This window comes from Phyllobacterium sp. 22552 (genome assembly GCF_052044585.1).
Lineage (GTDB): Bacteria > Pseudomonadota > Alphaproteobacteria > Rhizobiales > Rhizobiaceae > Phyllobacterium > Phyllobacterium ifriqiyense.
Genome location: NZ_JBQENG010000005.1, coordinates 136,964 through 151,177 on the forward strand (window position 1 = coordinate 136,964; position 14,214 = coordinate 151,177).

Here is a 14,214-nt window from a genome sequence, read left to right on the forward strand (position 1 = left end):
TAAAATGATCAAACGTTTCTTTGCCTATTATGCCCCTTACAAGGGACTGTTTGCGCTGGATTTTTCCTGCGCAATCATATCGGGCTTGCTGGAACTCGGCTTTCCCATGGCCGTGCGCAGCTTCATTGATGTTTTGCTGCCCAGCCAGAACTGGACACTTATCCTTCTGGCATCTTTCGGTCTGCTGGCGGTCTATCTGTTTAACACGGGTCTGAACGCGGTCGTCGTTTATTGGGGGCACAAGCTCGGCATCAATATTGAAACCGAAATGCGCCGCAAAAGCTTTGACCATCTGCAAAAACTGTCCTTCCGCTTTTACGACAATCACAAGACTGGTCATCTCGTCGGGCGCGTAACCAAGGATCTAGAGGAAATCGGCGAAGTCGCCCATCATGGTCCTGAGGACCTCTTCATTGCGATCATGACCTTCGTCGGTGCCTTCTGGCTGATGGTCTATGTCAATCCTCTATTGGCAATTCTGACACTGATCGTGGTGCCGATCGTTGTTTGGGGCGCTGGTCAATATGGTGGCCGCATGACCAGGAACTGGCAAAATCTCTATAGCCGCGTCGGTGATTTCAACGTGCGTATCGAAGAGAATGTCGGTGGTATGCGCGTCGTTCAGGCATTCGCCAATGAAGAGCATGAACGCTCTCTTTTCGCCCGCGACAATGCACGCTATCGCGAGACCAAGCTTGCCGCTTATTGGATTATGGCTGCAAGCACGTCACTGAACTATATGAGCATGCGGCTGATACAGGTCATTGTCATGATCGCCGGAAGCTACCTTGTCATCACCGGGCAGATGACAAATGGTGGTTTTGTCAGCTTTCTCCTGCTGGTTGCTGTTTTTGTGCGCCCGATCGAAAAGATAAACTCGGTCATTGAATCCTATCCCAAGGGTATTGCAGGGTTCCGCCGCTACACGGAGCTTCTCGATACGGAGCCGGACATAGCCGACCGCGTCAATGCCCTGACCGTTTCCAATCTGAAGGGCAATATCGCTTATAAAAACGTAACGTTCCGATATTCACCGGAGCGCGATGCGCTGCATGAGATTGACCTGACTATCAAGGCCGGTGAAACGGTCGCGTTTGTTGGCTCATCAGGTGCCGGAAAAACCACGCTTTGCTCGCTGCTGCCGCGCTTTTATGAAGTAAACTCGGGCAGCATAACGATTGACGGCATCGATATTCGCGACATGACATTGGCCTCGCTGCGTAGCCAGATCGGCGTCGTTCAGCAGGATGTGTTTCTGTTCGGCGGGACCATACGGGAGAACATTGCCTATGGCCGTCTCAACGCAACAGACGAACAAATTGCTGAAGCTGCCCGGCGTGCCCGGCTTGACGAGATGATTGCATTGCTTCCTGCTGGCTATGAAACGATTGTCGGCGAACGCGGAGTCAAGCTTTCCGGTGGGCAAAAACAGAGGCTTGCCATTGCGCGAATGTTCCTGAAAAACCCGCCAATTCTGATTTTGGACGAAGCGACATCGGCTCTTGACACCAAGACCGAGCGGGAAATCCAGCTATCTCTAGCCGAACTTGCGCAGGGACGCACCACACTGGTTATCGCCCACCGACTTGCCACGATCCGCAATGCCGATCGTATTGTTGTTGTAGAAAATGCCCGTATCCTTGAACAGGGAACACACACGCAACTGCTCAAGTCAGACCGGTTTTACCGGCGGCTTCATGATGCCCAGTTTGGCGAGAATAATTTATCTACCGCGGCAAGCTGAATTGCCGATCACTGCTGATATGAAATTGGTGCTATTCTGGTGCGGTGCTTTGAATCGTATTTTGCAGCTAACGGAACCAGTGAGAGCGCTGCAATAAGCCCGATAATCAAGCAGATTCCATAATTCATTCTAAACTTCATATCTCAGTCCACGTTGAAACAGTGCGGACATTTTCCTTCTAAAAGCTGACACGGACCTGAACCCTCATATCCCCGTCCTTAGCCGGGGAATGTTCCATTCAGCTTCCTGTCAGGAAAAAGGGCGATTGCAGCTCCAATCAGTGCCGCCCAATGGCGGCATCCCTGACTTTGAGTCCTGCAAGGAAGTCGCACGTGTCAATCGTATTAAACTATTCCGAAGGTCGCTCGCTTCGCCCGCAAATTGGAAGTGTGACGCTGAGCGTTCTGGTTGCAATCTTTTTGATGGCCACCGCCAATAATACTTTCTGGGGGAAAGCCACCCTGCTGCTGCAAGGGCAGACCGTCGCGCTGATCTATCTGGCCTTCGGGCTGACATGCGCTTTCATCGCCCTGTGTGTGTCTTTTTCCCTGAAATTTCTCATCAAACCATTCTTGATTGTTCTTATTCTTTTCAGCGCCTCGACATCCTGGTTCATGGATAGCTACGGCACGATCATTGATGTGAACATGCTTCAAAGCGCCGTCGATACGACAGATGCGGAAGCCGGTCATCTCGTGACCTCTGCCTATATGTGGCACATGTTTATCTTTGGGATTCTACCAGCCCTGCTCGTTGGCTGGGTGCGGATCAGGCACCGGACCTATCTGCAAAAAGTCAAATGGAACATGATTGTCATTATACCTGCGCTGGTGTTTTTCTTCGTCGCTGCTCTTTCTCATGCGAGCACCTATCTGTCGCTCGGGCGTGAACATCGTGACTGGTTCGCCACTTTAAATCCCATCGCGCCTATCGTGAATGTGGTTAAACTCGTGATACGCACGACCAGCAACCAACATATTGTTGTGCAGCCGCTTGGCACAGATGCACGCGTCTACTCTGCCGCTCCATCAGGCAAACCCCGTGTCACTATTATCGTTGCCGGAGAAACCGGGCGCGCCGAGAGCTTTTCGCTGGGAGGTTATGGCCAGCTTACCAATCCCGAATTGTCCAAGCAGGATATTACCTATTTCCCCCAGACGAGCAGTTGCGGCACCATCACCGAGGTTTCATTGCCGTGCATGTTCTCCGTCTACACGCGCAAGCAATATACGCATCGCAAGGGCCTCGAAACCGAGAACCTTCTGGATGTACTCGGCCATGCCGGGATCAAGACGGAGTGGTGGGACAACAATACGGGCGATAAGAAGATTGCCGATCGCACCGCCTACCAGCCGCTCTACAAGTCTGGAAATCCTGCCTATTGCAAGGATGGCGAGTGTCTGGACAGCATTTTGCTCGACCAGATCGACCATTGGCTCGACAATGTGAAATCCGATTCAGTGCTTGTCATTCACCAGCTCGGCAGTCACGGCCCGGCTTATTATCTGCGCTATCCGGAAGAGTACCGTCGCTTCAAACCGGATTGCCGCACATCCGAATTCGCAAAATGCAGCCGCCAGGAAATAATAAACGCCTACGACAACACCATTCTTTATACCGACCACATTATTTCGACAGTGATCGACAAGCTGAAAGCGCGCGAGGCGCGGATATCACCATCCATGATCTATATGTCGGATCATGGCGAGTCGACGGGTGAATATGGGCTTTACCTTCACGGCGCACCCTACTTCATGGCCCCGACACAACAGACCCATGTACCTTTTGTCCTGTGGCTCGGTCAGGAGGCAAAAACGGAAGTGGACGCCAAATGTCTTGCTGCCGAGGCCGTAAAACCCCACTCGCATGATAATCTGTTTCATACGGTTTTGGGCATGATGCATGTCGAGACAACAGTGCACGACAAGGCGCTTGATGCGCTTGCGCCATGCAGGCAGGGGCAGTCATCGTGAGCGAAAGCCCCTACTTTAAAAAGACAACCGGGTTTCGTCACCTTTTTGCCGCTGCAAGCTACTCTGTGAAAGGAGCGGAACGGCTCCTGCGCGAGTCAGCGGCGCGGCACGAGATCATTGCTTATCTTGGCGGAGTTGCTTTGTTCTCGGTTCTGGGGGCAGCGCTTCTTGACTATCTGGTGCTGACAGCTTTGTTTCTGCTGCTGCTTGCTGTCGAGGCTTTGAACACAGCGATTGAAGAGATCATTGATCATCTTTCGCGTGATTACTCGGTTTTCGCACGAAATGCCAAGGATCTTGGTTCCTTTGCAGTGTCCTGTATTCTCGCTATCAACGCCCTCTTTATCGCCTACGTTGCAATCGATTTGCTGACCTCAACTTAATTAGGTATTGAGTGTTAACATTACACAAGACCGGGGTCAGGTTTGCGGGTTCTCCTTGTTGAAGACGATCAAACCCTTGGCGAGGCTGTGCGTGATCACGTCGCCAGCACTTACCATGCGGTCGACTGGATGCAGACGATCGACGATGCCACGGCATCGGTCCGTGTGGTTGAGTATGGGTTGATACTGCTCGACCTCAGATTGCCGGATGGGAGTGGCATAAATTTCCTGCGAACACTCCGGTCAAGGGGCAACGCAACTCCCGTCATTATTCTTACCGCACACGACCAGATTTCCGATCGTATTGAGGGGTTGAATGCTGGTGCAGATGATTATCTGGTCAAGCCGTTCAATCTGGACGAATTAACCGCACGCATATTGGCGGTCACACGGCGTCATTCGGGCAATTCAAGCTCAGAAATTATAGTTGGGACGCTTCGTATCAATATTGCCAGCAGAAGCATCTTTTCAGGAAAGCATGAGATCATATTATCCGGACGGGAATGGGCCGTGCTCGATAAACTCCTGGCCCGCGCGGGCGCCGTCGTGTCCAAGTCTCAGATAGAAGAGGCGCTTTATGCTTTCGGCTGGGAAGTCGAGAGCAATACGGTTGAGGTCTATATCAGCCGTCTGCGTAAAAAACTCGGGCGCGAACATGTCGCGACGATACGCGGCGTCGGATATAAGATTGAAGGCCGCTCATGAAAAACCGCAGCATGACCCGCCGGCTGATTTTTTCCTTGACGGCGACACTGATCGTTTTTTGGCTACTGGCTACAATAGCCGGCATGTTTGTCATGCAGGACGAGTTCGGGGAAATATTTGATGGCTCACTGCAGGCAACAACCGAGCGTCTGACACCCCTCGTTGTCGACGATGTGCTGCAAAGCGCAGAAGTATCGGACGCACGCCGTCAGCAAAGTTTGAACGAATCCACCCATAAGGGTTATCTGACCTATCAAGTCAGGGATGCGACGGGCAAAGTCATCCTTCACTCGCACGATGTTTCGGCAACACCCTTCGTTGCTCCTTTAAAGCGCGGCTTCTTCCAGGATGATGTCTCACGATTTTATACGGTTCCCGCCGTCAACAACACTATCTTCGTGCAGGTCGCGGACTCCCTTGCACATCGCACCGAAGCCGCTGTTGAAGGAGGTCTGGCCCTGCTTCTGCCCGTTCTGGTGCTGATTCCGGTTAGCATTATCGGCATATGGCTCATTGTCCGACGCTCGATTGAACCAGTCAACGATTTACGCGAGGCGATTGCAGGCAAGGATAGCGGCAATCTTGCTCCAATTGAGCTGTCAACCTTGCCGCGCGAGCTTCAACCGATCGTAACGTCGGTCAATCGCCTGCTTGAGCGGCTAAGGTCGACGCTTAAAGCCGAAAGGGAATTCACCGCCAACAGCGCGCATGAACTGCGCACTCCCCTCGCCGGAGCACTCGCTCAGACGCAGATGCTTAAATCTGAGCTGCGCAGTGAGGGTTCAAAGTCGCGCTTGGCGCTTATCGAGGCGTCGTTGCAAAAGCTCATCAGGCTTGTCGAAAAGCTTATGCAACTGGCGCGTGCCGAGGCAAAGATAGGCACTTCAAATGAAGCCGCCGATTTGGGGAAAGTCCTGGAACTCGTGATTGAAGATTTCAATCGGGCGTCCGAGACAGATGGCAGAATTCGATATAGCCGGGCCAAAGCTGCCACGCTTGTTCGCCCAGTAAGCGAGGATGCTTTTGCAATTGTGCTTCGTAATCTTATAGAAAACGCCCTGATCCATGGCGATCAACAAGCTCCGGTCAAAATCAGCCTTGAGCCTGGCGGTACAGTTCGCATTGCAAATGATGGACCTGTGCTGGGTGCCGACGAACTCGTATCAATCCGCCAACGCTTCAGCCGTGGCAAAACAACATCTCCAGGTTCAGGCCTTGGCTTGTCAATTGCCACTGAACTGGCCTCTCAAATGGGGGCGACACTGGAACTGAAATCTCCGGCAACCAACGCCAGCACAGGCTTTGAATCCATCCTGCATTTCAGTTGAAGCCTTTTCACCAAGTTGAGGGCGCTTTTCAGTCACGACCCTCCGGCGCTCCCAAAGGAAACATGTGACGGTATGGCCGGGCTTCATCAAGGGCCCGGGCATAGCTGGCGCGCGCAAGAAGGCGATCGCGATAAGCCCAGAGGTTTTGGTAATTCCTCGGTATTGGATAGGTCCAATCCGCATAAAGCAAGGACGGCGCAGCGGCACAATCGGCCAGACTGAATTCATCAGCCACCCATTCACGCTCTGCCATGCGCCTATCGAGAAGCGCGTAGGCTTCGTCGAACGCCGCTTTCCATTTCGCGCCATCTTCACCATCATCCGGTTCGCGGCCGATTGACAGATAGACCAGTCTCTGCTGCGGATAATTGACATAATTATCGAAAAACCGGTCCCACATCCGAACTTGCACGGCTTTCATCGGATCGTCAGGTATCAGTCTTGGCGTGTCTGGATAGCGGGCCTCAAGATATTCAATAATAGCCGTGGCCTCGAAGATCAGTTCCTCACCGTCCTTTACGACAGGAAATCTCTTGATTGGCCATAATGCGGCGAACTCGCTTGCAATCGGCTCGGTACCGTCAAGCATTTGCGTCTCGAAGGCCACGCCTTTCTCGTAAAAGCCGGTCTTGGCTTTTTGTACATATGACGAGAGAGGATGAAGGTACATAATAAGCGCCATTGCTCATTTCCTGTGCAGGAGGACTTTGTTACTTCGCAAGCACGATATGAATCGCATGTTCCGTCAGGGTGCGTTCGGTGACGCTGAACCCAAGTTCCGGCAGATTTATTCCACTGAAAATTGCTTCACCCTTACCCAAAATCACCGGCGAGACGGCAAAGTGCAGCTCATCAATTAACCCCGCCTTCAAATATTGGCGCACAGTACTTACACCCCCGCCAATCTTCACGTCAGCGTTTCCAGCTGCAGCTTTTGCCTGATCAAGTGCAGCTTCAATTCCCTCCGTTACAAAGTAAAAGGTAGTGCCACCCTCCATGACGATCGGCGCGCGCGGGTAATGCGTGAGAATATAGGTCGGAGCGTGGTAAGGCGGATTGTTACCCCACCAGCCTTTCCATGTGTCGTCTTCCGGCCATTCGCCCCGGATTGGGCCAAACATATTGCGGCCCAGAATGAATGCACCAAAACCAGCCATGCTGCGGGCGGCATAGTCATTGTCAGAGCCTGTTTCGCCGGTCTGTTTTCCGAGCATTGCGTGGAAAGTCTTTGTTCCGAATATCCACTGATGCAGGTCTTCTCCCCCCTTGCCCAGCGGATCAGCCAGAGTTTGCTCCGGCCCTGCCCCGAACCCGTCAATCGAAACGGAGAACCCGCCTACTTTCACTTTTGTCATCGCACCCTCCAACCAATTGCGATTTGCAACTGGTTGTTTTATGCCACAACTGATCTTATAATGCAACTGGTTGCTGCGGAGATAAACCTATTTGAACATTGAAAAACGATCTGGATGCCCGATAAATCTGTCGCTGGAGATCATGGGCGATAAATGGAGCCTCATAATCATACGCGATATGATGTTTGGAAATCGGCGGCATTTCCGCGACCTGCTGACCCATTCGCAAGAGAAAATTGCCTCCAATATCCTGGCTGCGCGGCTTAAGCACCTGTTGTCAGTTGGCTTGATCAGCAAACAGGATGACCCCAGCCACAGCCAAAAAGCCATCTATAGCCTGACGGAACCAGCCATACAGCTCGTGCCATTGCTTGCCATGATGGGCGGTTGGGGACGCAGACATCTCCCGGTTACTCCGGAATTAAGCATCCGTGCCGAGCTTCTGGAAAATGGCGGCCCGGTCATGTGGGAAAAGTTCATGAGTGAACTGCGCGATATTCACATCAAGGATCCGATTGGTGGCGCGAGTGGCAAGGTCGTTTCACCAGTTCTCATCGATCTGACAGCGGCCTACAGACAGGTATGTGCAACAATGGCGGAAACCGATTAGACCGCTGGAACATTCCGGGCGGATTTGATCATTCCCAAATAGCATTGCCTAGGGCGTTTAACGGTATTTTGAGAAAGCGCGCGCCATTTGATTCCGGTTCAGGAAGACGTCCGGCGTTGAGATTGATTTGGAGAGAAGGCAGCATCAGCTTTGGCATAGGCAAGGTTTTGTCCCGCGCCTGCCTGAAAGCGATAAACTCATCTTTGGAGTGACAGCGGCTTAAATGTGAATTGCTGGCTTTTTGTTCGCTCACTGTGCTTTCCCACATTGGAGCACGACCATTGGGCTGGTAATCATGCCCAACGAAAAGCCGGGTTTCGCCGGGCAAAGCCAATATATCCTGGATGGAATGCCAGAGCTGGTCCGCGCTTCCACCCGGAAAGTCTGTTCTGGCCGTACCGCTGTCAGGCATGAATAATGTGTCGTGAATGAATGCGGCGTCACCAACCACATATGTGACCGATGCGAGTGTATGTCCTGGAGAAAACATCACGGATGCATTGAGATTGCCGATCCTGAACGTTTCTCCGGTTTGAAAAAGCTTGTGCCACTGCGATCCGTCAGGGACGAATCCTTGCCAATTATACAGATCCTTCCACAAGGATTGCACCTCAACGACGTGACTGCCAATCGCGCAAGGCGCGCCGGTCTGCGAATGCAAATAGTCTGCGGCTGAAAAATGGTCCGCATGAGGATGAGTATCGAGAATCCATTCAACTTTCAGGTTCTCTGCTGTCACATATTGAAGAATACGGTCGGCATTGAATGTGCCGGTTGCGCCGGATTTTTCCTCAAAATCGAGCACAGGATCAATGATGGCACATGCCCCCGTGGCCGGGTCTGACACGACGTATTGTATGGAGAACGTCCTCTTATCGAAAAAAGCTTCGACATGGGGCCGGGCAGACATGTTCATGGCGTTCTCCAAAGATCAGGCCTCGAAAACTCGTAATTGCTTGGCATTTCGCTGTAATATTATGTGCGTAGTAGACTCCGATAGCCTCACACGGTTAGGATATTGGTCAAATCAGCCGCCAAGGGCAAGCTACCCTTTGCGACTATTGTGGAACCGACATCCATCGAAGAGAGACCGCAAAATGGGCTTACGAATAAATGATGTTGCGCCGGATTTTACCGCCGAAACCACGCAAGGCGAGATCAAATTCCATGATTGGATAAGGGATAGCTACGCCGTTCTGTTCAGTCATCCGAAGAATTTCACACCAGTCTGCACCACAGAACTTGGCTACATGGCCGGGCTTGCGCCTGAATTCGAAAAACGCAATGCCAAGATCATTGGCATTTCTGTTGATCCCGTCGAAAGCCATGCAAAATGGAAAGCAGATATCAAGACGGCAACCGGTCATGAGGTCGATTATCCTCTGATCGGTGATCACGACCTTAAAGTGGCCAAGCTTTATGACATGCTGCCAGCAGAGGCTGGAGATTCGTCTGATGGCCGCACGCCTGCAGACAATGCCACTGTTCGTTCAGTCTTCGTTGTTGGCCCTGACAAGAAGATAAAGCTGGTTCTTACCTATCCGATGACGACGGGGCGCAATTTTGATGAGATACTGCGCGCCATAGACAGTATCCAATTGACGGCCAAGCATCAGGTTGCAACGCCCGCTCAGTGGAAACAGGGCGAGGACGTCATCATCACCGCCGGTGTTTCCGATGAGGATGCAAATGCCCGCTTTGGCGGATTTGAACGCATTTTGCCTTATCTACGCAAAACCAAACAGCCGACATAGCAACCGCTACAATTGCACACCGTCAAGATGGTCTCCGCACAGCCCGCGGAGACCGCAATTTTTTCAACTTATTGGATCGATTTCGTTTGATGCCGACGGGAAAATCGATCTTTCTGCCGATTGAACATTTGCGCCATAAAACAACAATTGACTCATTTCTAATTTTATTAAAATGTGATGCAATTCATCTTTAGTTGAATCGAGCGTGAATGCTCCGAGATTGGAGCGGGATCATTGTCGCGTTATTTGTCGGATTTCTTTAAGCTCAAGCAGCCACTTACCTGTGTGGAATGCAAAACCATATTCCTGCAAATTCCGGAGGAATCGTTTGACGAAGCCCCCGTGCATTGCCGGGAATGTGGTGCCTATATCTGCAACTGGTCATCGGTGAAAGAAGTGTGTTCGCCAGACAATTCGGAATATGGCACCTCCAATTCCTCCGACCTGCGAAAACTCGCCAGAACACGGCTCTAATCAATTGGCAAGGCATAGGTCTGTTTAACGATCTGGCTGGGCACATCGGTTTTAACGTTCTGTATGCCATTGATCTTCGTCAAGTGCGTTGACTGAAAACGCCGGTACTCATCGAGATTGGCAACGACTACCCTCAACAGAGCGTCGCTTTCACCCAGCATAATATAACACTCGACCACTTGGGGAAGCTTCTTCATGGCATCCATGAAATGCTCGATGGTTTCCGCGTCCTGCGCCGTCAGCCACACGCGAGCAAACATGGAAAGTGCCAGATTGAGCTTGGCTGGATTAAGAACGGCAACATAACGATCAATTATACCCGCCTCCTCCAATAAGCGGACACGGCGCAGGCATGGGGAGGGCGACAGACCGACCTGCTGCGCTAGTTCTACATTCTGCATGCGCGCATCCCGCTGCAGCGCCTTCAAAATTCGCTTGTCGATCTCATCGAGTACCATTGGAGTTCCATGCCATATAAGTGCTTACAATCATTATTTGATGCTAAGTTTTTCCAATTCCCAGCAATCTTTGCAAGAAAATTGCGGCAGCACTATCTTAATATTTCAATATGGAATTTCAAACGATAGCCCTTTTCACTGCAACCGTGCTGCCGCTGATCTGCACTCCGGGGCCGGACATGCTTTTCGTGGCATCGCAGGCTCTGTCCGCAGGCACCATTGCTGGCCTGCGAGCTACTGCTGGCGTTTGCCTCGGCTACATGATCCATTCCGCACTTGTTGCATGCGGTGTTGCCGCCATCATAGCTGCTTCACCTCTTTTGTTCGAAGGCCTGCGCTGGCTGGGCATTGCATATTTGATCTACCTTGCGTGCCGGCTGATACGCTCCTCTCTTACGCCCGGTATTTTAAGCATCGCGGCAAAATCCTCTTCGGGACAACTCAAGCGCGGATTTCTGACGGCACTTTTCAACCCGAAGGGCATGATGATCTACATAGCTATCCTGCCGCAATTCATGCGTGAGGGAAGCAATGGCGCCTTACAAGCCGGCATCCTTTCTGCCGTTTTTGTGTGCTGGTGCGCGGTGGTCTACACGCTTTTGAGCATCGCCATCGGCAAAGCCGGGCACCGTAGCGGTTTCAATGACAGGCGCCGACGGACCATTGAAGCCAGCGCGGGAGGGCTTCTGATTATTGCTGCCACCTTCATGGCAGGACATTAGGCTCTCGACCCTAAAACCGCCGCAAAAAATAATTCTATTGAAATCGAACCGACCGGTTTAAATTGAGTCGGCCCATGCCCATATAAAAGCGGGGCATATCAGTCAGGATAAATCGCATGGACGGCAGCGCAGTTCAGATCTCATCGTGTGGACGCAATGAGGCCCGTTCTCTTTGGCTGCGACAGCGTGTTGCAATCCTTCGCAATAATCCGAATTTCTGCCAGGCCTCGTTTGAATATGCCCATGGCATTGTCGGGGTTTTCGAAGGCCAGTACATGGCCAATAAAGTCATGGCCAATGCTGCACGGCAAGTTATCTGCATGGCAATTGCCGCCATGCATTACGGACGCGATGAGGTGCATCACGGTGCGTCCATTTCAAATCTTCAGCACGTCACCACGGAACTTGGTCTTTGCAGCAAGAGCACCACAGCGGCTACTGTTAATCTGCTTGAGAATATCGGTCATGTAACACGGGTCAAAGACGAGGCGGACCACCGCAGCCACCTTATCGAGCCCACAGGGCAACTGGTTTCAGTTCTGCACGATATTATTGCGGTTTGCCTTTCTGCGGCAGACCGGCTTTTCCCCTTGCGGCGCTATCGCGCTCTGCTCGACAGTTCGTCCGGTTTTCTTGAGCGCTATTTCGCCACCAGCCTGCATTCGCTGTTTGATATAGAACCCTTGATCATTGAGGATCGCCGTTCACGCCTGTTCGCCACGAGCGACAGCGGGGAAATGCTGCTTTGTAAGCTGATGGCAGGACGGACCGAACGCGACCAGAATGTCGTTAGCCTGCCCTTTGATGAGATCGGCCATCTTTATGGTGTGTCACGCACCCATATCCGGCGTTTGATGAAGAAGGCCGAGACCGAAGGCATGGTCCGGCTTATTGATGCTGGTGGACGACACATCGAATTGCTGCAGCCCTTGAAAGAGGTGTTCAACAATATTGTCGCCTCCCATATCGCCAAGGTGCAATTCGATATTCACCTTGCAAATGAAGACTACGATCTTCTTCCTGCTGAGCTTTGTGCTTGATTTTATATCGTCATTTATATTTCAAATTTTGAATTATTTGGGAACTCCAATCAACAAATACATAAAAAGACTTGACCCCACCGGTTAGGGCGGGGTCTTTGAGCATTGACTGGAGATCAAGTAAACTCAATCGTCCTGATTTCTTATGAAACATCAAAAGGTTCTAGGACGCGCAGACAATCTGCAATGAAATGCCCCGGGCGTCAAAGGACATAATCAGTTGCTTCCATGCGGTATTTTTTTCTAATTTTATCGATGTATGTAGTAGTTAATACTATTTCAACGGCTTTTAGCCACCGTAACTCCGACTTATGATTTCAAGACCGCTCACGCAATCGTGAATAAATATGTGCGCTTGACGCCCGTAATCCATGTTTTCAAGCAGATTTATCCACAGAATGGCCTCACTCAAATATTCATTCGTGCCAATTAAGCAACACTATGGCGCTTGTAAGAAGCAACCGGTTTTGTCCTTTGACCTGAACGGCCCGAAAGTAAGACATAGTGGAGGCATTCACTCTCTTGAATGTGATCCCTCACTCATGATCTTTACTGGAGATTCCAGATGAATTTTAGAAGCATTCTTATTGGTTCCGCCGCTGCACTGACAGCGGTATCAGGAGCCCGCGCCGCCGACGCTGTCGTCGTCGCTGAACCTGAACCGGTCGAATATGTTCGCGTCTGCGATACATATGGCGCCGGGTTCTTTTATTTGCCAGGCACAGAAACCTGCCTCAAGGTAGGCGGATATTTGCGTTTCGACCTGCAGGGGGGCGATGATCCCTATGATGGTTCGAATTCGGGCCGCAGAAACGAGTCAGGCCGGAATGATGAAAGCTATCATATCCGTACCCGTGCGCAGGTTACCTTCGATGCCCGTTCCGAGACAGAACTCGGAACCTTGCGCTCCTACATCGCAACCCGCTTCCAGTATGATGACGGCGATAATTCCGACGCCACCATTCCTGAAGCCTATATCGAACTTGGCGGTTTCCGCGTTGGTGTCGCCGACGAAATCTTCGGCGCCTGGGTCGGTTATGCCGGCGATATCATTCAGGACGATGTGATCAACTATCAGTCGGGCAAGTCCAACCAGATCAGCTATACATTCGCAGCGGGCAATGGCTTCTCTGCAATTATCGCAGCTGAACAGGGCTCGGATGAATTCGGCGACAATGTGATCGATGATTACATGCCTCACGTTCTTGCCGGTGCGAAGTTTGAGCAGGCATGGGGTAAGATCGCCGGTACTGTCGGCTACGACTCCAAAGTCGAAGATGTTGCAGTCAATCTTCGCCTTGACGTGAACATCACTGACCGCATCTCCGCATGGGTCATGGGTGCATACCAGTCAGATTTCAGACGTGAAAGCTTCTACGATCATGACACCAACTGGTTTGCCCAGTTCCAGGGTGATTATGCTGTCTGGGGTGGCGTTGCCGCCAAGCTCTCCGAAAAGGCAGTCCTGAATGCACAGGCAGCCTATGAAGAAGAAGGCACCTACGCTTTCGCAGTTAACGTGGCTTATGAACTGGTTCCAGGCCTGAAGATCACGCCGGAAATCAACTACACCAAGTTTGACGGCGCACGTAAGGACGACTCGATTGCCAATGGCGGCAGCGATGACGCGTTTGGCGGCATCATCCGCTTCCAGCGCAATTTCTAATC

Annotated in this window: 14 protein-coding genes; 10 read left to right on the forward strand and 4 right to left on the reverse strand. The window is 51.6% G+C overall.

Annotated elements, in window-relative coordinates; genetic code table 11:
• The first annotated feature begins 4 nt into the window (after positions 1 to 4).
• The 5 genes from ACTJI9_RS13620 to ACTJI9_RS13640 all read left to right on the forward strand — a co-directional run bounded on the left by ACTJI9_RS13620 (position 5) and on the right by ACTJI9_RS13640 (position 6,133).
• On the forward strand, positions 5 to 1,744 hold the full coding sequence (locus tag ACTJI9_RS13620) for an ABC transporter ATP-binding protein (RefSeq protein ID WP_440808639.1): 1,740 nt from the start codon (positions 5 to 7) through the stop codon (positions 1,742 to 1,744).
• 332 nt (positions 1,745 to 2,076) lie between these two features.
• Complete coding sequence (locus ACTJI9_RS13625) at positions 2,077 to 3,717, forward strand: phosphoethanolamine transferase (RefSeq protein WP_440808642.1); 1,641 nt, start codon at positions 2,077 to 2,079, stop codon at positions 3,715 to 3,717.
• Positions 3,714 to 4,100: a diacylglycerol kinase gene (locus ACTJI9_RS13630; protein WP_307275688.1), complete on the forward strand. Its 387-nt coding sequence runs from the start codon at positions 3,714 to 3,716 to the stop codon at positions 4,098 to 4,100. Before ACTJI9_RS13625 ends, ACTJI9_RS13630 begins: the two co-directional genes overlap by 4 nt.
• Positions 4,101 to 4,142: 42 nt before the next feature.
• Complete coding sequence (locus ACTJI9_RS13635) at positions 4,143 to 4,805, forward strand: response regulator (RefSeq protein WP_115053324.1); 663 nt, start codon at positions 4,143 to 4,145, stop codon at positions 4,803 to 4,805.
• Positions 4,802 to 6,133, forward strand: a complete 1,332-nt coding sequence (locus ACTJI9_RS13640; RefSeq protein WP_307275693.1) for a sensor histidine kinase — start codon at positions 4,802 to 4,804, stop codon at positions 6,131 to 6,133. The genes ACTJI9_RS13635 and ACTJI9_RS13640 overlap by 4 nt, the downstream gene beginning before the upstream one ends.
• Before the next feature lie 28 nt (positions 6,134 to 6,161).
• On the opposite strand, the gene ACTJI9_RS13645 is transcribed toward ACTJI9_RS13640, so the two are convergent.
• Together ACTJI9_RS13645 and ACTJI9_RS13650 are read right to left on the reverse strand one after the other, a co-directional pair.
• Complete coding sequence (locus ACTJI9_RS13645; protein ID WP_440808645.1) at positions 6,162 to 6,815, reverse strand: glutathione S-transferase family protein; 654 nt, start codon at positions 6,813 to 6,815, stop codon at positions 6,162 to 6,164.
• A 28-nt stretch (positions 6,816 to 6,843) separates the two neighbouring features.
• Positions 6,844 to 7,488, reverse strand: coding sequence for a dihydrofolate reductase family protein (locus ACTJI9_RS13650; RefSeq protein ID WP_440808647.1), 645 nt, complete (start codon positions 7,486 to 7,488; stop codon positions 6,844 to 6,846).
• Between the two features lie 91 nt (positions 7,489 to 7,579).
• Here ACTJI9_RS13650 and ACTJI9_RS13655 point away from each other — a divergent pair, with 91 nt between their 5' ends.
• Complete coding sequence (locus ACTJI9_RS13655; RefSeq protein ID WP_440808649.1) at positions 7,580 to 8,098, forward strand: winged helix-turn-helix transcriptional regulator; 519 nt, start codon at positions 7,580 to 7,582, stop codon at positions 8,096 to 8,098.
• A 28-nt stretch (positions 8,099 to 8,126) separates the two neighbouring features.
• Here the strand turns inward: ACTJI9_RS13655 and ACTJI9_RS13660 are convergent, their stop codons facing one another.
• On the reverse strand, positions 8,127 to 9,008 hold the full coding sequence (locus ACTJI9_RS13660) for an MBL fold metallo-hydrolase (RefSeq protein WP_440808894.1): 882 nt from the start codon (positions 9,006 to 9,008) through the stop codon (positions 8,127 to 8,129).
• Between the two features lie 187 nt (positions 9,009 to 9,195).
• Here ACTJI9_RS13660 and ACTJI9_RS13665 point away from each other — a divergent pair, with 187 nt between their 5' ends.
• The gene (locus tag ACTJI9_RS13665; protein WP_337345101.1) at positions 9,196 to 9,852 is read left to right on the forward strand and encodes a peroxiredoxin; all 657 of its coding nucleotides are present in this window, start codon (positions 9,196 to 9,198) and stop codon (positions 9,850 to 9,852) included.
• A gap of 470 nt (positions 9,853 to 10,322) precedes the next feature.
• On the opposite strand, the gene ACTJI9_RS13670 is transcribed toward ACTJI9_RS13665, so the two are convergent.
• Positions 10,323 to 10,784 carry an Lrp/AsnC family transcriptional regulator gene (locus ACTJI9_RS13670; protein ID WP_115053805.1) on the reverse strand — a complete coding sequence of 154 codons (462 nt, stop codon included), beginning with the start codon at positions 10,782 to 10,784 and terminating at the stop codon, positions 10,323 to 10,325.
• A gap of 110 nt (positions 10,785 to 10,894) precedes the next feature.
• On the opposite strand from ACTJI9_RS13670, the gene ACTJI9_RS13675 reads away from it, so the two are divergent.
• From ACTJI9_RS13675 to ACTJI9_RS13685, 3 genes are all read left to right on the forward strand, one after another.
• On the forward strand, positions 10,895 to 11,506 hold the full coding sequence (locus tag ACTJI9_RS13675) for a LysE family translocator (RefSeq protein ID WP_115053804.1): 612 nt from the start codon (positions 10,895 to 10,897) through the stop codon (positions 11,504 to 11,506).
• Between the two features lie 116 nt (positions 11,507 to 11,622).
• A complete protein-coding gene (locus ACTJI9_RS13680; protein ID WP_440808653.1) occupies positions 11,623 to 12,546 on the forward strand; it encodes a hypothetical protein in 924 nt (307 codons plus the stop codon).
• Positions 12,547 to 13,111: 565 nt separating this feature from the next.
• A complete protein-coding gene (locus tag ACTJI9_RS13685; protein ID WP_115053802.1) occupies positions 13,112 to 14,212 on the forward strand; it encodes a porin in 1,101 nt (366 codons plus the stop codon).
• Positions 14,213 to 14,214 lie beyond the last annotated feature (2 nt).